The following is a 24,095-nucleotide window of genomic DNA, read 5'->3' as shown; positions in this document are numbered from 1 at the left end:
TTCACAATGTCTCGGTCACCTTGGACAGGCCTCGTGGCACATCGGGGTTTTCACCGCGCCCGATCGCCAACTGCATGGCCAGGAGCTGTAGCGGAATAATGGCCAGCATCGGCGAAAGCTCCTCGAGGGTGGGCTCCAGGGTCACGCCCAGCCCCGTCGCCGCGACCGCGTCTGCCGACCCGATGCAACACACGTCGGCCCCACGCCCGGCCAGTCGATGCAGCACATCGTTCATGGCCCGGCCACCGACGCCATGGGGCACGATGGCGATCACCGGCACCTGCGGGTCGACCATCGCCAGCGGGCCGTGTAGCAGGTCGGCTCCCGAGAACGCCTGAGCCGAAAGATAACTCGTTTCCATCAGTTTGAGGGCGGCCTCACGCGCGGTCGGATAGGAGTAGCCGCGCCCGGTGGTGACCAATCGCGAGGCGAATCGGTAGCGGGTGGCCAGCTGCTGCACGACGGCGCTGTGCAGGATCTCTTCGCCGCGTTCCGGGAGCAGGCTGGCCGCCGTGTTGTCGCGACCCGCCACGTCGGTGAGTAGTAGGTACAGCGCCAGAAGCTGCGCGGTGTACGACTTGGTGGCGGCGACGGCGAGTTCGGGTCCGGCCAGTATGTCCACGTGGTGCTCGGCGGCGGTCGCCAGCGGAGACCGCGCGGCATTGGTCACGGCCACCGTGAGCGCGCCCTGCTGGCGTGCGACCGTGAGCGTCTGCACCAGGTCGGGAGAGCCCCCGGACTGGCTGACCCCGATGACCAGCACGCCCGCGAGATCGGGTCGCGCACCGTAGGTCGTCATGGTCGACGGCGAGGCCAGCCCGGCGGGAACCTGCCAGATGATCTCGGTGAGGTACTTGCCGTACAACGCGGCATGGTCACTGGTCCCACGCGCGACGAAGAGCACGAAGCGAGGCTGGTATTCGATGATCTTCGCCGCAACCTCCGAGATCGCCGACCGGCCGTCCGAAAGGAGCCTCCCCCATACGGTGGGTTGTTGACGGATCTCGTCAGCCATATGCGTCCCGGCGGTCATGCCTTCTCCAATCCCTCGACGTCGACCCCGGCCAGGGCCAATGCTCCGAACACCGGTTCACGTTGCAGCACAGCAATATCCGAAACCCCGGTGGTCCGTGTGTGTTCGATGATATCGGCGACAAGGCCCGGTTGGTTGACCAACAGACCGCCGCCGAGCACCACCGGCAGCCCTGGGCCCAATCGTAGGCAGACACCCTCGATCAAGGCGGCCAAGTCGATGGCTGTTTGCCTAGTGATCACCTGAGCGGCCTCGTCTCCGGTAGCGGCGAGGTCGAAAACCAACCTCGCCATCGTGGCCCAGTACCGCCGCTCGGAGTGGGCGTAGAAATGGTCGAGCAGCTGCGCGGGTTCGGTGACACCGCATTCGGAGGCGAACTTCTGCGACAGCGCGTCCGGCGGATCCCCTCTGTCGGAAAGTGAGAGGGCATGCCGCACAGCGGATCGCGAAACGCCGTAGCCACTGCCGTCGTCTCCGAGTAGATACCCCCAACCACCGACGCGTGCCGTGGCGCCGTCGGCACGCTTCCCCCAGGCTACGGACCCGGTGCCGGAAATCACCGCGATACCCGCCGACAAACCTCCCGCCGCCAGCACCAACTGGGTGTCGTGCACCGCGGTGATCTCGGCCCGGGGCGCATACGGTCGCAGCAGCCGGACCAGTGCTTGGGCGCCCTCCGCGGTGTCCACACCGGCGGATCCGGCACTCACACGAGTGACATCGTCGCCGGCGAACGTGGAAAAGATTTCGGCGAAAACGTTTTTCGCCTGTTCCTCGGTGACAGATTGCAGGTTTGCACTGCCGCCCAATGCGTCACCGATCACCGCGCCCTCCGCGACGGCCACCGCGCGGGTCTTGGACCCGCCGATGTCGATCCCAACTATCACGTCTCGGGCCACTTGCCTCCGCTTTCCCAGAAGTGCCGGATCTCTTCAAGGTTGCGCCCCTTGGTTTCCGGCGCCAAGAGATATACAAACACCAGAGCCGCCACCGCGAGCACCCCGAAGACTCCGAAGGCCGCTACACCGCCGAGTGTTGTCAACAGAGTGAGGAAGTACATGGAGACAACGGCGTTGGCCACCAGGTCCGATGTCAGCATGGCGCTGGCCCCGTAAGAGCGCAGCCGAGCGGGAAAGCTTTCGCCGGCGTACACCCACACCAACGACCCGAATCCGAAGGTGAACCCCACCGCGATGAGCACGATCCCCAGGAATCCGAGGACCGTCAGCACCCCACCGAAAGATGATCCGCCCACCGCGAATACGCCCACCAGGAGTGCGTCGGCGACGATCATGATGCCGATCCCGATCATGAGGATGGGCCGCCGGCCCATCCGGTCAATGCTCGACATCGACACGAACACCGCCAACAGTGCCGCCACCTGGACGAGCGCCGGCAGGCCGAGCTTGGCGAAGTATCCCGACATGCCCATGGCCTCGAAGATCCGGGGCCCGTAGTAGACGACCGCGTTGATACCCGTGATCTGGATGAAGAACCCAAGGCCGACAACGAAAAAGGTCGCTCTGCGGTATGGCGGAGTGACCATTTCCCGCAATCGCGCCAGCACCGAGCTTCCGCCTTCGGCGTGCAGCGCCTCGGCGATCTCCGCAAGCTCGTGGTCGACATCGATGTGCGGATCCACCATGCTCAGCACCTCGCGTGCTCGTGCGTGGTCACCACGCATCATGTACCAGCGTGCGGTATCGGGGAGCCGCAGTAAGGCGATCAGCACTAGTGCGGCCGGCACGGCGGCCAGGCCCAGCATCAGACGCCAGCTGCCGGTCGACGCCAATGCCCAGGCGATGAGATAACCAGCGATGATCCCCGTCACGCAGGCCAGCTGGTAGAGCACCAGCATCGAGCCCCGGATCTTGGTGGGCGAGGACTCCGCGACGAACACCGGAACCACCACGACCGAGACACCCACCGTCACCCCGAGGAGAAATCGGGCGGCGACAAGAGTGTTCAAGTCGACGGCCAATGCGGACAGCAGTGAGAAAACACCAAACGTCGCTGCCACCAAAACCATTGACCGCTTTCGGCCGATCTTGTTGGACAGCGGCCCACCGATGAGTGCGCCAAAGATCTCTCCGATGACCACCGCGGTGGCGGCCACCTGCTGGTCGTGGGTGGAAAGGTGCAGGTCTTCGGTGAGGAACAGCAACGCCCCCGCGATATTGGAGGAGTCGTAGCCGTAGATGACCCCCACCGCGGCGGCGGTCACCGCCACCATGACGCCCAAACGGGACGTCGACCGGAGGTCGGTGATCAGGCTCATTCGCGAGATCCTATGGTGACAGGTGATGTCAGGAGGCTGCTTGTGAAGATCGGTGTCGTCGCTCCAGTGGAGCTCGGAATCACCGCGGAGCCCGACAAGATCCTCGAATTCGCGCATGCCGCAGAGCAGCTGGGATTCAGTGAGATCTCGGTGGTGGAGCACGCGGTCGTCATAGGAAACACGCAGAGCACGTATCCCTACTCGCCCACCGGGCAGTCCCACCTGCCCGACGACGTCGACATCCCCGACCCACTTGAGCTGCTGTCCTTCGTCGCGGCGGCTACCACGACACTGGGGCTGTCCACCGGTGTGCTGGTGCTACCCGACCACCATCCGGTGGTGCTGGCCAAACGCCTGGCGACCGTGGACCGACTCAGTCGTGGGAGGCTGCGGATCTGTCTGGGTGTCGGATGGATGCGCGAGGAGATCGAGGCTTGTGGCGGCGATTTCGATCGTCGTGGTCGCGCTACCGATGAGGCCATCGCGGTGATGCGGGCGTTGTGGTCCGCCGACGGTCCCGCGGCGTACGACGGTGAGTTCTATCGGTTCCAGGAAGCCTATTCCTACCCCAAGCCTGTTCAGCCACAGGGTGTTCCGCTGTATGTCGGCGGGCATAGCAAGGCCGCGGCGCGACGGGCCGGACGGCTGGGGAGCGGATTTCAGCCACTCGGTCTGGTCGGGGAGGACCTGACGGCCGCAGTGAGCATCATGCGGACCGCGGCAGTCGATGCCGGCCGTGATCCCGCCAGCATCGACCTTGTGCTCGGGCATGGTCTGCACCGGGTAGACCATGCGGCGCTGGATCAGGCGGCCCAAGCGGGTGCGGGCCGGATGTTGCTCTCGGCCTCGCGGCGCGCCACCACCCTGGAAGCAGTGCTCGACGAGATGGCGCAGTGCGCTACCCGACTCGAACTGGCCGGTCCTCGCTGAACACCACGACGGGTTCGCGGCGGGTGAAGACCCAGCCCGCGGGTTCGCGCTCGTAGTTGTCCAGGTACCGCACCGCCATCGTGTTATCGCGGTACTCGTCGCCCCGAAGGTAGATGTGGTGCGCCATGCAGTAGGCCTCCCCCGTCGCGATATCGCCGTCGACGGTTGCCGTGTGCTGCCCGATGAGGTGATACGTCGCGTGCAGCGGCGTGAGCGCCGCGATAATCGAACCCGCGATGGCCTCGCGACCCTGCAGGACAGCCGAATCACCCTTACGCAGGAGGGCTGGCGGGCGCACCAGCTCGGCGTCTACGGAGAACAGCGCGACGAGCCCATCGACGTCACGGCGGTCGGCAGCACCGGCATACCGGGCGACGAGATCGTGGATGGCGAGTCGGTCATTGGTCACGGATACGAAGCCTATGGGGCCTGGATCTCCCAACCAACCGATCGGTTATGGTGCGGCTCATGGATATCAATGGTGTGTCTGCAATCGTCACGGGTGGTGCCTCGGGTCTTGGCGCCGCAACTGCTCGCCTGCTCGCTGCACAGGGTGCAAAGGTCGTCATCGCCGACGTCCAGGACGAAAAGGGTGAGGCTCTGGCCAAGGAACTCGGTGGCGCTTTCGTGCACACCGATGTCACCAGCGAGGCCGACGGTATCGCTGCCGTCGACGCCGCCAAGGAGCTCGGCCCGGTGCGCGTCCTCATCAACTGCGCGGGCGTCGGCTGGCCCGGTCGGACCATCGGCAAGGACGGCCAGTACGCCTCGGCGCACTCGCTGGACATCTTCTCCAAGGTCATCGGCATCAACCTGATCGGCTCGTTCAACCTGATCCGTCTCGCGGCCACCGCGATCAGCCAGGAAGAGCCTGTCGACGAGTTCGGCGAGCGCGGTGCCATCGTCAACACCGCATCCGTGGCGGCCTTCGACGGCCAGATCGGGCAGGCCGCCTACTCGGCCTCCAAGGGCGGCATCGTCGGCATGACTCTTCCGATCGCGCGCGATCTGTCGGTCGTCGGCATCCGGGTGAACACCATCGCACCGGGTCTGATCGACACCCCGATCTACGGCGAGGGCGAGTCCGCGCAACAGTTCAAGGACCGTCTGGCACCGAACGTGCTGTACCCGCAGCGCCTGGGTAACCCCGAAGAATTCGCCTCGCTGGCCCTGGAGCTTGTCACCAACAGCTACATGAACGCCGAGACAATTCGCATCGACGGTGGAGCCCGCCTCCAGCCGAAGTAGCGCTACTTGTCGGTGGCCTATGGAACATTGGAGAGATGGCCACCACGGCGACAGTGGGAACACTGTCGAACGCGGACGAGGCTGCCGAGCACATTGCTCGGCAGGCCTTCGCCGACGCACATATCGGCGCGGTTGGGCTGGAGCTGGAATCTCATACCGTCGAGCTGACGGCTCCGTACCGCCGAGTCACCTGGAACCGCCTCCATGAAGTCGCTGAGTCGGTTCCTGACCTGCCCGGATCCAGCGCGATCACGTTCGAACCGGGCGGTGCCGTCGAACTCTCCGGCCCCCCGCATGCCGACGTGTGGTCCGCTATCTCCTCGATGCGGGCCGACCACGAGATTCTGACCTCGACTTATCGTGACGCCGGGATCGCGCTCGCCAGCCTGGGCACCGACCCGCTGCGCACACCCGAGCGCGTCAATCCCGGCGCCCGATACGCGGCCATGGCCGGCCATTTCGGCGCCGCCGGATACGGCGAAACCGCGCTGCAGATGATGACCTGCACGGCGTCATTGCAGGTCAATGTGCAATCCGGGACTCCGCGCCAGTGGCGGGACAGGCTTGTGTTGGCGCAACGGATCGGCCCCACGATGGCGGCGCTGTCGGCGTCCTCGCCGATGCTTGCCGGTCGTCGTACCGGTCGGCAAAACACTCGACAATGGATCTGGGACAACCTGGACCCGCTGCGCTGCGCTCCCGTTGAGATCGGCGCCGATCCGGCCGAGTCCTGGGCCAAATATGCGCTGCGCGCGCCCGTCATGTTGGTGCGAAACAAGGACGGCGCCGACGCGGTTGTCACCCACGTGCCCTTCCAATCCTGGGTCGACGGGACCGTGCCGCTAGGCGGGCGGGCTCCGACGACCGAAGACCTCGACTATCACCTGACCACGCTGTTTCCGCCGGTGCGGCCGCGCCGCTGGTTGGAGCTGCGGTATCTGGACGCGGCACCGGATTGGTGGTGGCCCGCGCTGGCGTTCACGGCGGTCGCCGCGCTCGATCATCCGCGGGTCTCTGACATTGCCGCGGAGGCCGTCGAACCGGTGGGTGAGGCGTGGGACGCGGCGATACGAATCGGTGTGGAGGATCCTGACTTGCTTGCGGCGGGGCATCGGCTGGTGTCCGCGGCCTGCGCGGTGGCGCCGCCGGAGTTGGCCGCGGATATGGAATTCCTGCTGGAGCGCGTAGAGCAAGGCCGATGTCCGGCAGACGATTTCACGGATAATGTCGCGGAATACGGTGTGGAGAGGGCTTTCTCTGGAGCGTCGCAATGAGCCGTGAAGAGTTGGCGCGCGACCTTGAGGCCGCGCGGGTACGCACGTTGACGATCACCGATCATGACGACGCCGAGCTGCACCGTCAGTACGACCCGCTGATGAGTCCATTGGTGTGGGACCTGGCGCATATCGGACAGCAGGAAGAGCTGTGGCTGCTCCGTGACGGAGATCCGCGTCGGCCAGGGATGCTGCCCGGCGAGATCGAGTCCCTCTACGACGCGTTCCGCCACACCAGGGCCAGCAGGGTGCAGCTGCCGCTGCTATCCCCGGCGCAGGCGCGGTCCTTTTGTCACGAGGTGCGCGGACGAGTCTTGGATCGGCTGGAGGCGCTGCCCTCCGATGGTTCGGCCCGCGCGGACGAATTCTCGTACTCCATGGTGCTGAGCCATGAGCATCAGCATGACGAAACCATGTTGCAGGCCTTGTCGATTCGCCGCGGGGCCGCCCTGCTGGAGCGTGCCGACACGCTGCCGCCCGGACGGGCAGGTGTGGCCGGAACCTCGGTGCTGGTCCCGGAGGGACCGTTCGTGATGGGCGTCGACGCGATCGACGAGCCGTACTCGCTCGATAACGAACGGCCGGCACATAGCGTTCATCTCAAGGGATTCCGAATCGGGACTGTTCCGGTAACCAATGCCGAGTGGACGGCATTCATCGCTGAGGGTGGATACCAGCGTCAGGAATTCTGGACCGAGATCGGGTGGGCGCACCGGTGTGCGGAGGATCTGACGGCCCCCAAGTTTTGGAACGGCGGCGGTACGCTCACTCGGTTCGGGCGCGTACTGGAGATCGTGCCCGAGGAGCCGGTACAGCACGTCAGCTTTCACGAGGCGCAGGCCTATGCGGCCTGGGTAGGTGCGCGATTGCCGACCGAGGCCGAATGGGAGAAGGCCTGCGTCTGGGATCCGGAAATCGCTGCGCGGCGACGTTTTCCGTGGGGAGGGCAGGCCCCGAGCAGTGATCTGACCAACCTCGGTGGCGGCGCCCTCGGACCGGCGCCGGTGGGTGCCTATCCGGAGTCGGCGTCGGCCTACGGTGCCGAGCAGATGCTCGGCGATGTGTGGGAGTGGACCACATCCCCGCTCCGGCCGTGGCCAGGTTTCACGCCCATGATCTACCAGCAGTACAGCGAACCGTTCTTCGAAGGTTCTGGGGCCGGCGACTATCGGGTGCTGCGCGGCGGCTCATGGGCGGTGGCCCCGTCGATCATGCGGCCCAGCTTCCGGAATTGGGATCACCCGATCCGGCGCCAGATCTTTTGCGGCGTTCGTCTGGCCTGGGACATCTGACATGTGTCGTCATCTGGGCTGGCTCGGTGAGCCGAGGTCGCTGTCTTCGTTGATGCTGGAGCCTGCGCATGGTCTTCTGGTGCAGTCATATTCGCCACGCCGGCAAAAACATGGTCTGGTGAACGCTGACGGATGGGGCGCCGGATTCTTCGCCGACGGGGCGCCGCACAGGTGGCGCGGCGCGCGCCCGCTGTGGGGTGACGCATCCTTCGCCTCGGTGGCTCCGGTGCTGCGCAGCGGATGTGTGGTGGCGGCCGTTCGCTCCGCCAGTGTGGGGATGCCCATCGATGAGTCGGCGGCCGCGCCGTTCACCGACGGGACATGGTTGTTGTCGCACAACGGGATCGTCGATCGCGGTGCCGTAGGTGCGGTGCCCGGTGCCGAATCGATAGTGGACAGTGCGATTCTCGCGGCACGGGTATTCGCGTCGGGCCCGGAGAACCTGGGTGAGACGGTGCGGCAGGTGGGAGCCGCGGACCCGGGTGCTCGACTGAACGTCTTGGTGGCCAATGGAAACGAATTGATCGCCACGACGTGGGGCGACACGCTGTCGATTCTGGAGGCCGCCGACGGTGTGGTGGTGGCGAGTGAACCGTATGACGACGACCCGTCCTGGGTCGACATCCCCGACCGGCGATTGGTACGGGTACGCGATGGGAAGGTGGAGGTGGCGTCACTATGACGATGACTCTGGAGAATCACTTGGCGTCTGGTGCGGCGGCGCAGGCGCTACGGCGTGATGTGCTGCAGGGGCTGACCGCAGACGCGAAATCGCTTCCTCCCAAATGGTTTTACGACGAGGTCGGTAGCGATCTGTTCGATGAGATCACCCGGCTTCCCGAGTACTACCCAACCCGCACCGAGGCGGGGTTGCTGCGTGCGCACGCCGTCGACATCGCGGCGGCTTCCGGTGCCGACACCCTGGTGGAGCTGGGCAGTGGCACTTCCGAGAAGACGCGGATGCTGCTGGATGCGTTGAACCCGAACACGTTCATACCCTTCGATGTGGATTCCGGGGTGCTGCGCGCCGCGGGCGACGCGCTGGTCACCGAGTATCCGGGGATGCGCGTGCGTGCGGTGTGTGGCGACTTCGAGAAGGACCTCGGGCGCATTCCGCGCGAGGGGCGGCGTCTGGTGGCTTTCCTCGGATCCACGATCGGAAACCTCACCACCGAGTCTCGGGCGCAGTTCCTGGCAGATGTCGCCGCGACGCTACAATCCGGTGAAATGCTTTTACTAGGAACGGATCTAGTCAAGGACACCGAACGCCTGGTGCGCGCCTACGACGACAGCGCCGGGGTGACCGCAGCCTTCAACCGCAACGTGCTGGCGGTGATCAACCGTGAGCTCGACGCCGATTTTGAGCTGGACGCATTCGAGCACGTCGCGCAGTGGAACGGCGACGAGGAACGCATGGAGATGTGGTTGCGGTCGGTGCGTGATCAGCGAGTTGCCATCGAGGCTCTGGATCTGACGGTCGAATTCGAGGCGGGGGAGATGATGCTGACCGAGGTGTCCTGCAAGTTCCGTCGTGAGGGTGTGGCGCGTGAGCTGGCCGCTGCTGGTCTGCGTCAGACCCATTGGTGGACTGATGATTCCAACGACTTCGGGCTGTCACTTGCGGTGAAGGAGTGAGTCTGCGCGAACAGTGGCGGCAGGCCCGGCCGCCGGTACTGGGTGTGCACCTGGATTCGGCCGCCTGTTCGCGCCAGAGTGTCGAGACCATTCGGGCGGTGGCTCAGCATGCCGAGCATGAGGCGCAGATCGGTGGGTACGTCGCCCAGGAGGCGGCGGCACCGGTTCTGGATGCGGGACGTGCCGCGGTGCGTCAGCTGACGGGCATGGCCGAGGCGCAGGTGCAGTTCACCACCGGCGCGGCCGATGCACTGCGCACCCTTCTACAAGGGTGGCCCGCCGACGCAGGGCGCGCTATCGCCTGCCTGCCAGGCGAATTCGGGCCAAACCTGATGATCATGCACCACTTCGGATTTACTCCGGCGTGGCTGCCGGTGGACGGAGACGGCCGCGCCGATGTTGACGGGATTGAAGCCTTCCTGCGCCGCGAGAAGGTCGACCTGGTGCACTTCACCGTTGTTGGCAGCCACCGCGGCACCGTGCAACCGGCCGCCCAGGTGGTGGCGTTGGCGCGCGCAGCCGGGGTTCCGGTCGTCGTGGATGCTGCACAGGCCCTGGGGCATATCGACTGCACTCATGGCGCCGACGCGATGTATGCACCCTCGCGCAAGTGGTTGGCCGGACCGCGCGGTGTGGGTGTGCTTGCCATCAATCCCGCTCTTGCGCATGTGATTCCGCAGTGGGCAGGGCACGTCGAGGCACACGTCGCGGGCTGGGTAGGTTTGTCCGTTGCGGTGGGCCAGCATCTGGCGGCTGGCCCCGCACAGGTGCAGGCCGCGCTGGCAGAACGCGGGCGATCGGCCCGAAAGATCCTGGGGGATCTCAAGGATTGGCGGGTTGTGGAATCCGTGGACGAGCCCAGCGCCATCACGACACTGGAGCCGGTTGTCGACGTCGACGTCATCGCGGTACGGGCGCGTCTCATCGAGGAACACGCGATTGTCACGACGGGAGCGGAGACGATTCGGGCACCGTTCGAGATGACCAAGCCGGTGTTGCGGATCAGTCCGCATGTCGATGGCACCGATGAGGAACTGGAGCTGGTGGCGCAGGCGCTGCGCAGCCGCAAAAGCTGAATCTCGCAACGATCCTTTACCCTCGTATACTGCGCCGTAGTGCTGATAGCAACATTAGGAATGTGGGGGTTGAAATGCGCAAACCGATCGCTTTAGCGGCTGGCGCGCTCGCAGTCGGTGGACTGCTGGGAGTACCCGTTTCGGCCAACGCTGAACCGGCCAAGAGTCCGTACCCGGATATCAGCCGCTACGCAAAGGTCGACTTCGAGAGTTACAGGCTTTCGCCCAATGACGACGATTTCTGGTTCAGTACGCCCGCCGGGCTGAACTGTGGCATCTGGGCAGACGGCAGCTTCGGTTGCACCGGCTCGATACCGGGTGCTCCGGCGGGCACCAATCAGGTTGGCTGGTTCAACGGGGATTCATTGCCCCACTTCGATCAAACGGAGCAGCCCAGATTCACCAACCCCGGGGGACTCGCACAACGAGTCATCGCGCGCGACAACTACATAGCGGTGGTGCAGGGGACCGGCACCGGCGATACCACTACGTGTGCGGTCACAGATTCCGACAGTGTCTACTGCTTCAAATCTGGGACCTGGAAGGGCGCCGGCGGAGCCTACGCGGCGGTTCGTTTCATTGTCGGCCCGTCGGCGACGTATATCGGTGAGGCGCCCACAAGCTAAATCAACTCCCAGGTATGCACCGGCTCATTGGAATGCATGTGCCCGCAATATATTCGGAGCATCTCGGTGAGTGCTTCCCTCCGATTCAACCCGCGCCGCTCCAATGCACCGACGGTTCGGGTCTGCCAGGCCGCACCGTTGATCCCGGACTTTGCCCGCGCCTCGATGACGCCGAGGTAACGGTCACGCACCTCCGGCGCGACACCCCAGCGCCGCAGTCCCTCGTGGGCCAGGGGCAGCAGGTGTCGCAGGGTCAGTTCGTCGGCGGTGATTTCGCCGACCCCGGGCCAGTAGATCCGGGCCGTCGCACCGTGTTGTGCACCCGCGAGGAAATTGTCATGTGCCGCAGCAAAAGTCATCTTCGTCCACACCGGTCGGTCATCTTCGGACAACGCCCGTAAGGCCCCGTAATAGAACGCGGCGTTGGCCATCACATCGATAACCGTCGGCCCTGCGGGCAGCACCCGGTTCTCCACGCGTAGATGCGGGGTGCCGTCGACGACGTCGTAGATGGGCCGGTTCCAGCGGTAGACGGTCCCATTGTGCAAGCGCAGCTCCTGCAGCCTTGGCGCCCTCCCTGCCGCGAGCTCGGCGACGGGATCCTCGTCGGAGATCTCTGGCAGCAGCGACGGGAAGTACAGGACGTTCTCCTCGAACAGGTCGAAGATCGAGGTGATCCAGCGCTCGCCGAACCACACTCGAGGACGCACCCCTTGCACCTTGAGCTCCTGGGGGCGGGTGTCGGTGGACTGGGTGAAGAGCTCGATCCGAGTCTCCGCCCACAACGACTTACCGAAGAAGAACGGTGAGTTGGCGGCCAGTGCCAGCTGCGGACCGGCGAGCAGCTGGGCAGCGTTCCAGTTGGCGGCAAAGTCGTCGGGGGCCACCTGTAGATGCAGCTGAATGCTGGTGCACGCCGATTCCGGGGCTATCGACGGCGATCTGATGCTCAGTCGCTCGGGGCCGGTGATGTCGATCTGCATGTCCTCACCGCGGGCAGTGAACACGGCGTCGTTCAGGGCCCGGTATCGGGAGGAGGGGCTCATCCACGCGCCGTCGAGATTTTCGGGCATCACCGTCGGCAGGATGCCGATCATGACGATGTGCGCTCCCCGCTCACCGGCCCGCTGCTCGGCGGCGTTGAGACTGGCCCGCACCTCGTTCTCGAGTTCGAGGGCCACCGAGCCGGCGAGTGCGCGCGGCGGCACATTCATCTCGATGTTGTAGGCACCCAGCTCGGTCTGAAAAGCGGGGTCGGCGATCGAGGCGAGGACTTCGGTGTTCGTCATCGCGGGTTGATAATTTCCGTCGACGAGATTGAACTCGATTTCCATCCCGGTCAGGGGCCGCTCGACGTCGAAGCGGGACTCCGTGAGCATGGTCTCGAATACGTCCAGACAGTTCTGCACCTTGGTGCGATAGGCCCGGCGGTGCTCACCGGTGAACTGGGTGCCCGCGACTTCGTCGCCCATGGGTCGTATTGTTCCTCAATCAGGGGGTTGGACCTGGCGGTTTGCCCGCACGCGGCCGCGGCGGACGGGCGCGAAAAAAGGTAGAAAAACATGGAACCAAATCGGCACTAGTGCCGTCGTATCTGATCAGAGGCACATTCCGGCGATGAACCGCGCCGTCACGTGCGCGCAGGACCGGTTCCTTGGGGAGGTATCTATGAACGACACCATGAAGGCCAACGGTGCTGAGATGGCACGGCTGGCGAGTCGTGTGGCAGGACGCGCGAAGGACGCATTCCCCGAGGTCGACTTCGAGGCGGCGGCCAACGCGGTGGCCGGCACCGAGTTCGCCGAGGTGCTGCGTGCGGTCAGTGCGGCGCTCAAGCGCGCCGGCGGCGGAGCATCCGACCGCATCGAGAACATCTCCAACTTTGTGCAGAGCAGCTCGGGCGCGTTGACGGGCCAGGACGCCGTCAACGGCAAGCGGGTGGCCAGGGCCGGGGAGGTCCGGCTGTGAGGCCGACGATTTCGCAGCTGCGCGGGTGGGATGTCGCCAACTTGGACGCGGCCGCCAAGGCCATCGAGGACGCCAGCAAGAACCTGGATCTGTCCATCGACGGGGTGGTCCGCGATCTGGACTCGGCTGAGTCGTTCTGGAAGGGCAAGGCCTTCCAATCCGCCTACGACCAGGCGTCGAGTGAACAGTCTTCGACGAACCGGCTCTCGTTCGCGATCAGTAATGTCGCCGACGCCGTCCGCGGCGGGCATTCCGCGCTCACCGCGGGGCGCGACAAGGTGATGGCGCTGGTGGACGAGGCCACCTCCAAGGGCCTGCACGTTGCCGATGACGGCACCGTGACCGCCCCTGAGGGCAATCGGGATCTGCAGGCAGAGGCCAGGCGGTTGACCGACGCGATCCGGCAGGCCCTGAAGTCGCTGGAAGAGGCCGATCGCGCCTCGTCAAACGATCTGCGGAAGGCATCGGCGAGCGTCGACGCGGAACACAACTCAGCCAGCACCCAGCCCGCGGCATTCATGCCCGCCAGTGGTGGCGGGGGCGCGGCAGCCGCCTCTATGAAGGCCGGTAGCGGTGGATTCAGTGGTGGCAGCGGGGGCGGCGGTTTTGGTGGCGGCAGTGGAGGCGGCCACGGCGGTGGCGGGTTCGGCGGTGGCCATGGCGGCGGGGGCCACAGCGCGCCCGACGGCAGCTACTCCAACACCGGCGCGCCGTCGCTGCGCCCGTCGGGTCCGTCGGTCTTCATGAACCTGGACGCCGGTCAGATGGAAGTCGCTCGCAAGATCATCGAGGAAGGCCTGCGCCGCGGGCTCTCTCCCGAGGCGATTCAGATCGCGCTGGCGACCGCGCTCACCGAGTCGGGTCTGCGCAGCCTCGCGAACTCTTCGGTGCCCGACTCGTTGATGCTCGCCAATGACGGTGTGGGACATGACCATGACTCGGTAGGTCCGTTCCAGCAGCGCCAAAGCTGGGGTGCCACAGCAGATTTGATGGATCCGTCGCGGTCTGCCGGCAAGTTTTACGACCAGTTGGTCAAGGTGTCCGGCTGGCAGGACATGAGCGTTGCCCAAGCCGCACAGGCGGTTCAGCGGTCGGCTTTCCCCGACGCCTACGCCAAGTACGAGGCGCAGGCCGCGCAGATTTTCCACCAGGTCAGCGGCCGATAGCCGCGCTTCGTCTCGACTGACTGTGGTGCAATGTGGGCATGCCCACGCCGCGACGCACTCAGGAGGAGCGTTCGGCGGCGATGCGGGCCCGGTTGCTCGAGGCGACCATCGATTGCCTCGTCGAGTTCGGGTACTCGGGCACCACCACGTCGCGCATTGCAAGTCGTGCTGGTGTCACCCGCGGCGCGTTGATCCATCATTTCCAGTCCAAGTCGGAATTGATGGCCGAATCGGTGCGCCACCTCGCGTTCAAGCGCACCCAGGCAGTGCTCGAAGAGCTGATGGCCATGGATCAGTCCGCGGATCCCATCGCGCGGTATCTCGATGTGTTGTGGCGGATCCATCAGGGGCCCTTGTTTATCGCGGTGGTGGAACTGCTGATCGCGGCGCGGACCGAACCTGATCTGCGGGTGCACCTCGATCAGTTCGAGAAGATGGTGCTGCACAATCTGTCGGCGCTCAACGTGCTCGACGACGATGACCCGGGCTCGCCCAAGGATCGGCGTGACCTGGGCCTGCTGGCCATGGACATCATTCGCGGTCTCCTCGTCAGCAGCCTGACCGCCTCCCAGGAAACCCGTGACCGTCGGTGGTTGCGGGCCAAGCAGATGCTGGAGCTGCGGCTACGCGCTCCGCTGCCTGATACGCAGAAACAAACCACGCTGTAGGTAAACGATCTGGGTGTTCCGGGCACGTTTGACGGGTGTTCACCAAGCGCATCGTTCGTTGGGGCTGCCTTTTCGCTCTTTGGCGATACATCTGTATCGCACCCTTACATTCAGGATGGAACGTATGTTACGTTGGCGGAGCCCCCATCGAAGTGCGCAAAAGGAGCTTGGAACGATGCCCTCTAAGGCCCCCGAAAAGGTATTTGTCATCGGCGTCGGGATGACGAAATTCGAGAAACCCGGACGACGCGAGGGCTGGGACTACCCGGCCATGGCCAAGGAGTCGGGCACCAATGCGCTGACCGACGCCGGCATCGACTACGACAAGGTGGAAGCCGCCTATGTCGGGTATTGCGCGGGCGAGTCCACCTCCGGCCAGCGCGCGGTGTACGAGCTTGGTATGACCGGCATCCCGGTCACCAACGTCAACAACAACTGCTCGACGGGCTCGACCGCCTTGTTCAACGCGGCGCAGGCCATCCGCGGCGGGCTCGCCGATGTCACGCTGGCGCTGGGATTCGAAAAGATGCAGCCCGGTTCGTTGGGTGCGACCTTCACCGACCGTGAGCAGCCGATGCAGCGGCACATCGAAGCGCTCGCCGGGTTGTTCGATTTCGCTTTCCCGCCTGCGCCCTGGATGTTCGGTGCCGCCGGTCGTGAGCACATGCAGAAGTACGGCACCACCGCCGAGCACTTCGCCAAGATCGGCTACAAGAACCACAAGCATTCGGTGAACAATCCCTACGCGCAGTTCCAAGAGGAATACACCCTGCAGGACATCTTGGACGCCAAGATGATCTACGAGCCGCTGACCAAGTTGCAGTGCTCACCGACCTCCGATGGATCGGGCGCGGCCATCCTGGCCTCCGAACGGTTCGTCGAGGAGAACGGGCTCGGTGACCGCGCCGTGGAGATCGTCGGCCAGGCGATGACCACCGACACCCCCGGGACCCTGGAGTCCAAGTCGGCGATCACGCTTGTCGGCTTCGACATGGCCAAGCTCGCTGCGCAGAAAGTGTATGAGCAGGCGCAGATTTCGGCCGATGACGTGGACGTCATCGAATTGCACGACTGTTTCTCGGCCAACGAGCTGATCACCTACGAGGCGCTGGGTCTGTGCGCCGAGGGCGAGGGCGGAAAGCTCATCGACAACGGCGACACCACCTACGGTGGCCGTTGGGTGGTGAACCCGTCGGGTGGCCTGATCTCCAAGGGGCATCCACTCGGTGCCACCGGTCTGGCGCAGTGCGCCGAGCTGACCTGGCAGCTGCGCGGCGACGCCGACAAGCGTCAGGTGGCGAGTGCGTCCGAGAAGACCGGAGTCGCGCTACAGCACAACCTTGGCCTCGGCGGTGCCTGCGTGATCACCGCCTACAAGCCGGCCAATCGCTGAAAGGGGCTGGCAGATAATGGCTGACACCAAGTACCCCTTCAACAACGACGGCCTGGATCAGTGGGGCGCCGAGGAGACCATCGAGGTCGACAAGGACCGTTTGATCGCCTACGCCGAGGCCACCAATGATCCGATCGAGGAGCACCGCAAGGGCGAGGTGGCAGCTCCGGTCTTCGCGATCGTGCCCATCTTTCAGTCGCTCGTCGGTACCACGATGAGCGTCGTTCCCTACCAGCTGATTCCGCGTGTGGTGCACGGTGAGCAGTTCTTCAAGTTCCACCGACCCATCAAGCCCGGTGACACGCTGGTGGCCAGGTCGAAGATGACCGGCTATGAGGGCATGGAGAACGGAACCCGCGGCACTGTGTACGCCGAAACACGGGATGCTGCGGGCGATCTGGTGAATGAGCAGTACGTCACGTTCTTCTTCCGCAAGTACGACGTGGGTGAGACACGTGGCGAGCTGGGTCCGAACTTCGTGCTGGACGAGACGGTCAAGGCCAACTCGCCCACCGCGACGCTGACGCAGCACGTCGACGACGACCAGACGTTCCGCTACGGCCCGGCCGCCGGCGACCCCATGCCGATCCACCTGGACAACGATGCCGCGGTCGCGGCCGGACTGCCCGGCATCATCGCGCATGGGCTGTGCACCATGGCATTTACCTCGTGGGCGGCCCTGACTGAGCTGGCCGACTCGCGCACTGAGCGTCTCAAGGAGCTTGCAGTCCGGTTCGCGAAGCCGGTGCTGCCCGGACAGGACATCACCACCAATTTCTGGGGCAACGGTGCCGCAGGCGCCTTCTCGTACGAGACCAATGTCGGCGAGGACCTCGTCATCAAAAACGGCCACGCCGTAATCGCTTAAGTCATCGCATCAGGAGAGGGAAAGACATCATGGGACAACTTGACGGACGGGTCGCGGTCATCACCGGTGCCGGACGTGGCATCGGTCGTGAGCATGCGCTGCTCTTCGCCAGGGAAGGTGCTTCGGTGGTCGTCAACGACCTCGGTGGCGCCAACGACGGCTCCGGTTCAGACGCCGGGCCCGCGCAGGAAGTGGTCGACGAGATCACCGCTCTGGGCGGAAAAGCCGTTGCGAATACGGACAACATCTCCACCTGGGCCGGCGCCTCGAACCTGGTGAATCAGGCCGTCGAGACCTTCGGTCAACTGGATGCCGTCGTGAACAACGCGGGCATCCTTCGCGACGGCTTCATCGCCGGTCTCGAAGAGGACCAGTGGGATGCGGTCATTCAGGTGCACCTCAAGGGGCACTTCTCGGTGCTGCACCACGCGGCGGTCTACTGGAAGAACCAGGCCAAGGCCGGAGCCGATGTCAAGGCTACCGTGGTGAATACAGCGTCGGATTCCGGTGTGACACTGCCCAACCCGGGCCAGGGCAACTATGGTGCCGCCAAGGCTGGTATCGCGGCGCTGTCCTGTGTCGCGGCCGCCGAACTGGAGCGTTACGGGGTCAAGGTGAATGCGATCGCGCCGGTCGCGCGTACCCGCCTGACGCTGGCCACGCCCGGTATGGGCGCGATCTTCGCGGCTCCGGTCGACGAGGGCCAGTTCGATATGTTCAGCCCCGCCAACATCTCTCCGTTGGTGGCGTACCTGAGCACCGAGAAGAACCCGTGGACGGGCCAGGTGTTCAAGGTGACGGGTGGATCCATCCAGCGGCTCAAGGGCTGGTCGGTCACCGATACCGCCGAGACCGACGGGCCGTGGAGCATCGACCTGGTGCGCGACAGTGTCGAGCCGTGGAAGTAACGCACCGCTAGTTTCCGCGAACAGACGCTGACTGCACGAAAACGCCAGAAGGCACGTGTAGTCAGCGTCTGTTCGGCGTTTCCGGGTGTGCCTGGCGCGGCCCGCCCCTAGATTCGGTGATATGCGGAACATGGGCCAGCTCGCCGCGGAGTTCGTCGGCACGCTGATCTTGATCCTGTTCGGGGTGGGCGTCGTCGCCCAGGTGGTCACCGCGGGGGATGAGGATTACGGCAATCACAACTCCATCGCCTGGGCCTGGGGCATGGGCGTCACCTTCGGCATCTTCGCCGCCGGACGGATATCCGGCGCGCACCTCAACCCGGCGGTCACGGTGGCACTGGCGGCCTTTCGTGGATTCCCATGGAAACAGGTGGTTCCGTTCATTCTCGCCCAGACCGCCGGAGCATTTGTGGCGGCACTGCTGGTCCGGTGGAACTACGGAAGCGTGCTGTCGGCCGTCGATCCCGGACACACCCTCGCGACGCAGGGTGTCTTCTCGACACTGCCGGGTAACGGCGTGCTCGACGTCAGTCTGTGGGGTGGCCTGCGCGACCAGATCATCGGCACGGCCATCCTGATGTTCCTGATCTTCGCCATCTCGGATCGGCGAAACGTGCGCATGCCCGAGAGCCTCACACCGCTCGCGATCGGCGGGGTGGTCGTGGGTTTGGGCATGGCGTGGGGGTCCATCGCCGGATATGCGATCAACCCCGCGCGCGACTTCGGTCCCCGGCTCGCGTCCTATCTCACCGGTTTCGATACGGCCTTCCTGGACCAGCACGGGGCACAGTACTGGTGGGTGCCCATCATCGGGCCGCTCGTCGGTGGCTTGTTGGGCGCCGCGCTGTACCGGTACTTGGTGGAACCGTTCTTACCCGCAGATGATCTTGTAACCCAATCACCTTCGCATACCGAGGAGTTCGCCAATGGCTGATTTCGTGGCATCGATCGACCAGGGCACGACCAGCACGCGTGCCATGATCTTCAACCACCGGGGCGAGGAGGTGGGACGGCACCAGCTGGAGCATCAGCAGTTGCTGCCACGGGCAGGCTGGGTGGAACACAACCCGGTGGAGATCTGGGAGCGCACCTGGTCGGTGCTGGCCACGTCGCTGAACGTGACGGGGCTGTCGGCCGGGGATCTGGCGGCCGTTGGGGTGACCAATCAACGCGAGACCACACTGGTGTGGAACCGCCACACCGGCAGGCCGTACTGCAATGCCATCGTGTGGCAGGACACCCGCACCGACAAGATCGCGTCGGCGCTGGACCGGGACGGGCGCGGTGACGTCATACGGCAGAAGGCTGGATTGCCGCCTGCCACTTACTTTTCCGGTGGAAAGCTGCAGTGGATTCTGGAGAACATCGAGGGTGTGCGCCGCGACGCGGAGAACGGCGATGCCCTCTTCGGTACCCCTGACAGCTGGGTGATCTGGAATCTCACCGGCGGTATCCGGGGCGGGGTGCATGTCACCGACGTGACCAATGCCAGTCGCACCATGTTGATGAACCTGGAGACCTTGGACTGGGATGACGAGCTGCTGTCGTTCTTTTCCATTCCGCGCCAAATGCTTCCGCCGATCAAGGCGTCGTCACCCGTTGAGCCGTTCGGATTCACGACGCATATGGGGCCGCTCGGTGGCGAGGTACCCATCGCCGGGGACCTCGGTGATCAGCAGGCGGCGATGGTGGGGCAGGTGTGCCTGAGTCCCGGCGAGGCCAAGAACACCTATGGCACCGGAAACTTCTTGCTACTCAACACCGGTGAAGAACTGGTTCACTCGCGCAACGGGCTGTTGACCACCGTCTGCTACCAATTCGGCGACAACAAGCCGGTCTACGCGCTCGAGGGTTCCATCGCGGTGACCGGCTCGGCGGTGCAGTGGCTGCGCGATCAGCTGGGCATTATCAGCGGCGCCGCGCAGAGCGAGGACCTGGCCCGCCAGGTCGAGGACAACGGCGGAGTCTATTTTGTGCCGGCCTTCTCGGGTCTGTTCGCGCCGTACTGGCGCTCGGATGCGCGGGGCGCGATAGTGGGCCTTTCCCGGTTCAACACCAACGCACATTTGGCGCGGGCAACGCTCGAGGCGATCTGCTACCAGAGCCGCGAAGTGGTGGAGGCCATGGAGGCGGACTCGGGTGTGCATCTGGAGGTGCTCAAGGTCGATGGCGGTATCACCGCCAACAAGCTCTGCATGCAGATCCAGGCCGACACGTTGGGTGTGGACGTCGTCAAACCCGTTGTCGCCGAGACGACCGCGCTGGGCGCGGCGTATGCGGCGGGACTGGCCGTCGGATTCTGGAAGGACGTCGAGGACCTGCGGCGGAACTGGCTGGAAGACCAGCGCTGGAGCTCGTCGATCACCGAACAGCAGCGCGCCGAAGGCTTCGCGGGCTGGAAGAAGGCCGTACAGCGCACGCTGGACTGGGTCGACGTGCACTAGACCCCCGCCAGCGCGGCGGGGGCCTAGTGGTGGAACCTATGAACGGTCTCAGTCGGTTTCGCCCAAGATGCCGTAGACCTGCTTGCGGGCGGCGTTAACGATCTCGATGATTCGTTGCTGCTGCTCCGGTGAGGCGGCGTGCGCCGACTGCGCAACAGCGCCCATCAGCTGGCCGAGCGCCGAGCGAAGATCGAGCACCGACGGGTCGGCGTCTTCGTTGATCTTGTCCCAGGGTGGGGTGTCCAGCTTGTCCGCGGCTTCACGGCCCTCGGCCGTGAGCTCGAACTGCTTGCGGCTGCCGCCGTCCCCGGACTGCGCTTGCTCGGCGATGAGTCCCTCATCGACGAGCAGTTGCAGTGTCGGGTAGACCGAGCCGGGGCTGGGCCGCCAGATGTTGTTACTGCGTTCGGCGATCTCGCGGATCATCTCGTAGCCGTGCATCGAGCGTTCGGCGAGCAGCGCCAGGATGGCGGCCCGGACGTCGCCGCGCTGGCCACGTCCCCGTCCGCGTCCGCGCGGCTGGTCACCGAAGCCGAACCCGAATCCGGGGCCGCCGAATCCACGTCCGAACCCGGGCCCGAAGCCACGATCCATGAAGGCGCCGGGGCCGCGACGGCCCGCCCATGCCTGCTCGTGGAATTCACCGCGGGGATCGCATTCCTGCTGACGGCCGCCGTGGCGGCGTCCTCGAAAGCCTGGTCCGCGACGGGTGGGGTCGAAACCGAAGCCGAAACCAAATGGTGTGTCGGGCCGAAACTGGTCGGCCCTTTCTTCGTGGGAAGTCATGTGTCTCTCCTTGAGTATTTAGGGAGGGGCTGTATCGCCTCTCGATAGATAACGATATATCGGAATCGATCGTGATGCAACGAGAACTTTGGGGCGGCGATTCGCGGGCATTCCGGGGCTCCTCCCAGCTAGCCGCCGTAGGGTGACCGCCATGACGGTGAACTGGCTAAATGAGCCCGAAGATCACGACTACGCGGCCGCTGTGGACTACCTGACGCTGGTTGGTGAGGCGGATCTGGTGAAGCGGACCGTGAAGTCACTGCGCAATGCAACGGTGGAGTTCCGCAAGGCCAAGGACATCCTGCGGGCCGCGCACCTGGACATGCTGCCCAAGACCAACGCCCATGTGGCCCGCGACCTGGCGAAGATCGCCAAGGACAAGGCGCTGTCGCCCATCCTGTTGGTGCGCGGCGATGCGCGTAACGGGGCGCGCCTGGAAATCGCGGACGGCTATCACCGGGTGTGTGCGAGCTATCTGACCGACGAGAACACCGATATCCCATGCCATCTGGTCTCCTGGGCATAGCTTCATGAGCGGATTTGGATTCCCGACCCTGGCGATCATCGTCGTCGTCGGACTCATCGGACCGCTGCTGGCGCTCAACACCCGACTACGGATTCCCGTCGTCATCGGTGAACTTCTTGCCGGGATCGTCATCGGGCGCACCGGATTCGGTTGGATCGACGCTTTCGACCCGACATTCAAGATGTTCGCCGATGTGGGCTTCGCGCTGGTCATGTTCGTGGCGGGCACCCATGTTCCGGTGCGTGACAAGACCATGAGGGCGTCGCTCCCCAAGGCGGTGCTGCGCGCCATCGTGGTCGGCGCGGTGGCCGCCGCGCTGGGCGTCCTGTTGGCCAACGTGTTCCACACCGGACACGCACCGCTGTACGCGGTGCTCATTGCCTCTTCGTCTGCGGCGTTGGTGCTGCCGGTCATCGACTCGCTGGGCCTGGCCGGCCCCAAGGTGCTCATCACCACCGCGCAGGTGGCCATCGCCGACACCGCGTCGATTGTCTTGTTGCCCTTGGTTATCGACCTCAAGCACGCACCCCGCGCGGCCGTCGGCGCGGTCGCCGTGGCCGCGTGTGCGGGCATCGTCTTCGTGATCTTGCGTGCACTCGATCAGTCCGGACAGCTAGATCGTTTCCATCACTATTCGAAGCAACGCCGAGTGGCGATGGAACTGCGGATCAGCCTGGCCATCGTTTTCGGGCTCGCCGCGCTGGCGGTGGAAACCCACGTGTCGATCATGCTGGCGGGATTCGCGCTGGGCCTCGTCGTCGCGGGTATCGGGGAGCCACGCCGGCTTGCCAAGCAGCTCTTCGGATTCACCGAAGGCTTCTTCTCGCCGCTGTTCTTCGTGTGGCTGGGGGCCTCACTGCACGTGCGCGAGCTCGGCGAGAATCCCAAGCTCATCCTGCTGGGACTGGGCCTGGGTGCCGCGGCCGTGCTGGCCCATCTGGTTATCCGGATCTTCGGTCAACCGCTGCCACTGGGCGCGTTGGCTGCGGCACAGCTGGGGGTGCCCATCGCGGCGGCGGCGATCGGTGAACAGCAGCAGTCGCTCATTCACGGTGAGGCTTCCGCGCTCATCCTCGGGGCATTGGTCACGATCGCCGCGGCGACAATCGGGGGCTCGCTGTATGCGCGGACGTCCCCCGGGAATCAGCCAGGCGTGGCGAAACCCGAAGTTCCGCTGGGCGACTCAGAAGGCTCCGGCGGCGCGGGTGGACCGGCCGAGGCCACCGGCGCTACCGGGTAGGCCGGTTGCATCTGCTCCAACGCGCGGCGATGACGTTCGGCCAACACCGCGGCGAGCATGAACTGGGGCGGAGTGCCCGGCGGCGGCGGTGGCGCGATGCTGGCGAGCACATCGGTGGAAATCTGGTAGAGCATCTGGTCCCGGGTGTGCGGCGCCAACTGCCCTGCGCGGTTGAGGAACTGGCGCGCCAGATTGGCCTGATCGGTGGTGAGCCCGGACAGCTGCAGCGACTGTGCCCACACGGACAGCTGCGGCGGCATCACCGGTGGCGGCGGGAGCTTGGGTCCGCGCTCACTGATCACCATGGTGCCCGCGAAGATATCGCCGAGGCGTTTGCCTTTCGACGAGACCATGCTGGTGATCACTGCGGGCGCGCCCATGAACATGAAGATCTCCACCACGGCCGCCAACGCACGGATGATGGCCTGCCGCAGCCGTTCCGGGCCGCCATCGTCGGATACCACGCGCAGCCCCATGGCCATCTTGCCCAGGGAGCGCCCACGGGTAGACATCTCCCAGATGACCGGATAGCCCACCAAGGCCAGCACGGAGTAGATGATGCTGAGCGCTCCCACCAGCGCCTCGTCGAACTGCGAGAGCGAGAACGCGACGACGAAGATGCCGGCGTACAGCACGATCACCTGGACGAAGATGTCGATGAATGCGGACACCACCCGCACCGGAAGCTGGGCCACCTTGACGTCCAAGACAACCGCGTCACCCGTCACCAACTCGG

25 protein-coding genes are annotated in these 24,095 nt (G+C 65.0%); 18 read left to right on the top strand and 7 right to left on the bottom strand.

Translation table 11 applies throughout. The annotated features are described in order from the left end of the window. Position 1 precedes the first annotated feature (1 nt). The 3 genes from BKG76_RS09290 to BKG76_RS09280 are packed head-to-tail and all read right to left on the bottom strand — an operon-like array spanning position 2 to position 3,311. Complete coding sequence (locus BKG76_RS09290) at positions 2-1,015, bottom strand: SIS domain-containing protein (protein WP_070939080.1); 1,014 nt, start codon at positions 1,013-1,015, stop codon at positions 2-4. Positions 1,016-1,029: 14 nt separating this feature from the next. Then, the gene (locus tag BKG76_RS09285; RefSeq protein WP_070937399.1) at positions 1,030-1,932 is read right to left on the bottom strand and encodes an N-acetylglucosamine kinase; all 903 of its coding nucleotides are present in this window, start codon (positions 1,930-1,932) and stop codon (positions 1,030-1,032) included. Continuing rightward, entirely contained in the window at positions 1,917-3,311 is a 1,395-nt protein-coding gene (locus BKG76_RS09280; RefSeq protein WP_070937398.1) for a sugar porter family MFS transporter, read from the bottom strand. Before BKG76_RS09280 ends, BKG76_RS09285 begins: the two co-directional genes overlap by 16 nt. Before the next feature lie 42 nt (positions 3,312-3,353). Between BKG76_RS09280 and BKG76_RS09275 the strand changes: the two genes are divergently transcribed. Further along, positions 3,354-4,241 (top strand): LLM class F420-dependent oxidoreductase, encoded by an 888-nt coding sequence (locus BKG76_RS09275; RefSeq protein WP_070939079.1) that lies wholly within the window; start codon positions 3,354-3,356, stop codon positions 4,239-4,241. On the opposite strand, the gene BKG76_RS09270 is transcribed toward BKG76_RS09275, so the two are convergent. Further along, entirely contained in the window at positions 4,210-4,650 is a 441-nt protein-coding gene (locus BKG76_RS09270) for a nuclear transport factor 2 family protein (RefSeq protein WP_070937397.1), read from the bottom strand. The two genes, BKG76_RS09275 and BKG76_RS09270, sit on opposite strands and share 32 nt — an antisense overlap. A 59-nt stretch (positions 4,651-4,709) precedes the next feature. Between BKG76_RS09270 and BKG76_RS09265 the strand changes: the two genes are divergently transcribed. The 7 genes from BKG76_RS09265 to BKG76_RS09235 all read left to right on the top strand — a co-directional run bounded on the left by BKG76_RS09265 (position 4,710) and on the right by BKG76_RS09235 (position 11,392). Then, positions 4,710-5,489, top strand: coding sequence for an SDR family NAD(P)-dependent oxidoreductase (locus BKG76_RS09265; RefSeq protein WP_005063198.1), 780 nt, complete (start codon positions 4,710-4,712; stop codon positions 5,487-5,489). A 35-nt stretch (positions 5,490-5,524) separates the two neighbouring features. Continuing rightward, on the top strand, positions 5,525-6,763 hold the full coding sequence (gene egtA / locus BKG76_RS09260) for an ergothioneine biosynthesis glutamate--cysteine ligase EgtA (RefSeq protein WP_070937396.1): 1,239 nt from the start codon (positions 5,525-5,527) through the stop codon (positions 6,761-6,763). Next, a complete protein-coding gene (egtB, locus tag BKG76_RS09255; protein ID WP_070937395.1) occupies positions 6,760-8,055 on the top strand; it encodes an ergothioneine biosynthesis protein EgtB in 1,296 nt (431 codons plus the stop codon). Before egtA ends, egtB begins: the two co-directional genes overlap by 4 nt. A gap of 1 nt (position 8,056) precedes the next feature. After that, complete coding sequence (gene egtC / locus BKG76_RS09250; RefSeq protein WP_070937394.1) at positions 8,057-8,737, top strand: ergothioneine biosynthesis protein EgtC; 681 nt, start codon at positions 8,057-8,059, stop codon at positions 8,735-8,737. Between the two features lie 2 nt (positions 8,738-8,739). Beyond that, entirely contained in the window at positions 8,740-9,690 is a 951-nt protein-coding gene (egtD, locus tag BKG76_RS09245; protein WP_207543781.1) for an L-histidine N(alpha)-methyltransferase, read from the top strand. Continuing rightward, a complete protein-coding gene (egtE, locus tag BKG76_RS09240; RefSeq protein ID WP_070937392.1) occupies positions 9,687-10,766 on the top strand; it encodes an ergothioneine biosynthesis PLP-dependent enzyme EgtE in 1,080 nt (359 codons plus the stop codon). Before egtD ends, egtE begins: the two co-directional genes overlap by 4 nt. Positions 10,767-10,840: 74 nt before the next feature. Beyond that, a complete protein-coding gene (locus tag BKG76_RS09235) occupies positions 10,841-11,392 on the top strand; it encodes a hypothetical protein (protein WP_070937391.1) in 552 nt (183 codons plus the stop codon). Here the strand turns inward: BKG76_RS09235 and BKG76_RS09230 are convergent. Next, the gene (locus BKG76_RS09230) at positions 11,389-12,864 is read right to left on the bottom strand and encodes a glutamate-cysteine ligase family protein (RefSeq protein ID WP_070937390.1); all 1,476 of its coding nucleotides are present in this window, start codon (positions 12,862-12,864) and stop codon (positions 11,389-11,391) included. The genes BKG76_RS09235 and BKG76_RS09230 overlap by 4 nt on opposite strands. Before the next feature lie 196 nt (positions 12,865-13,060). On the opposite strand from BKG76_RS09230, the gene BKG76_RS09225 reads away from it, so the two are divergent. The 8 genes from BKG76_RS09225 (at position 13,061) to glpK (ending at position 20,807) form a co-directional block, all read left to right on the top strand. Then, positions 13,061-13,360: a hypothetical protein gene (locus BKG76_RS09225; protein ID WP_070937389.1), complete on the top strand. Its 300-nt coding sequence runs from the start codon at positions 13,061-13,063 to the stop codon at positions 13,358-13,360. Continuing rightward, a complete protein-coding gene (locus BKG76_RS09220) occupies positions 13,357-14,526 on the top strand; it encodes a hypothetical protein (RefSeq protein WP_070937388.1) in 1,170 nt (389 codons plus the stop codon). Before BKG76_RS09225 ends, BKG76_RS09220 begins: the two co-directional genes overlap by 4 nt. An 80-nt stretch (positions 14,527-14,606) precedes the next feature. Beyond that, positions 14,607-15,194 carry a TetR/AcrR family transcriptional regulator gene (locus tag BKG76_RS09215; RefSeq protein ID WP_407937656.1) on the top strand — a complete coding sequence of 196 codons (588 nt, stop codon included), beginning with the start codon at positions 14,607-14,609 and terminating at the stop codon, positions 15,192-15,194. A gap of 175 nt (positions 15,195-15,369) precedes the next feature. Beyond that, complete coding sequence (locus BKG76_RS09210; protein ID WP_070937386.1) at positions 15,370-16,587, top strand: lipid-transfer protein; 1,218 nt, start codon at positions 15,370-15,372, stop codon at positions 16,585-16,587. A gap of 16 nt (positions 16,588-16,603) precedes the next feature. Beyond that, positions 16,604-17,455, top strand: a complete 852-nt coding sequence (locus tag BKG76_RS09205) for a MaoC/PaaZ C-terminal domain-containing protein (RefSeq protein WP_070937385.1) — start codon at positions 16,604-16,606, stop codon at positions 17,453-17,455. Between the two features lie 29 nt (positions 17,456-17,484). Further along, positions 17,485-18,363, top strand: coding sequence for an SDR family oxidoreductase (locus BKG76_RS09200; protein WP_070937384.1), 879 nt, complete (start codon positions 17,485-17,487; stop codon positions 18,361-18,363). 130 nt (positions 18,364-18,493) lie between these two features. Next, positions 18,494-19,297 (top strand): MIP/aquaporin family protein, encoded by an 804-nt coding sequence (locus tag BKG76_RS09195; RefSeq protein WP_070939078.1) that lies wholly within the window; start codon positions 18,494-18,496, stop codon positions 19,295-19,297. Further along, a complete protein-coding gene (glpK, locus tag BKG76_RS09190) occupies positions 19,290-20,807 on the top strand; it encodes a glycerol kinase GlpK (RefSeq protein ID WP_070937383.1) in 1,518 nt (505 codons plus the stop codon). The genes BKG76_RS09195 and glpK overlap by 8 nt, the downstream gene beginning before the upstream one ends. A gap of 48 nt (positions 20,808-20,855) precedes the next feature. On the opposite strand, the gene BKG76_RS09185 is transcribed toward glpK, so the two are convergent. Continuing rightward, complete coding sequence (locus BKG76_RS09185; RefSeq protein ID WP_070937382.1) at positions 20,856-21,593, bottom strand: PadR family transcriptional regulator; 738 nt, start codon at positions 21,591-21,593, stop codon at positions 20,856-20,858. Between the two features lie 151 nt (positions 21,594-21,744). Here BKG76_RS09185 and BKG76_RS09180 point away from each other — a divergent pair, with 151 nt between their 5' ends. After that, positions 21,745-22,119, top strand: a complete 375-nt coding sequence (locus tag BKG76_RS09180) for a hypothetical protein (protein ID WP_070939077.1) — start codon at positions 21,745-21,747, stop codon at positions 22,117-22,119. Positions 22,120-22,123: 4 nt separating this feature from the next. After that, entirely contained in the window at positions 22,124-23,359 is a 1,236-nt protein-coding gene (locus BKG76_RS09175) for a cation:proton antiporter (protein WP_070937381.1), read from the top strand. On the opposite strand, the gene BKG76_RS09170 is transcribed toward BKG76_RS09175, so the two are convergent. After that, entirely contained in the window at positions 23,263-24,039 is a 777-nt protein-coding gene (locus tag BKG76_RS09170; RefSeq protein ID WP_236737552.1) for an RDD family protein, read from the bottom strand. The genes BKG76_RS09175 and BKG76_RS09170 overlap by 97 nt on opposite strands. Between the last annotated feature and the right edge of the window lie 56 nt (positions 24,040-24,095).

The organism is Mycobacteroides franklinii, from assembly GCF_001853795.1.
GTDB classification, from domain to species: Bacteria; Actinomycetota; Actinomycetes; order Mycobacteriales; family Mycobacteriaceae; genus Mycobacterium; species Mycobacterium franklinii.
Note: the sequence above shows the minus strand (reverse complement) of the source record. Positions and strands in the feature narration are given on the sequence as shown.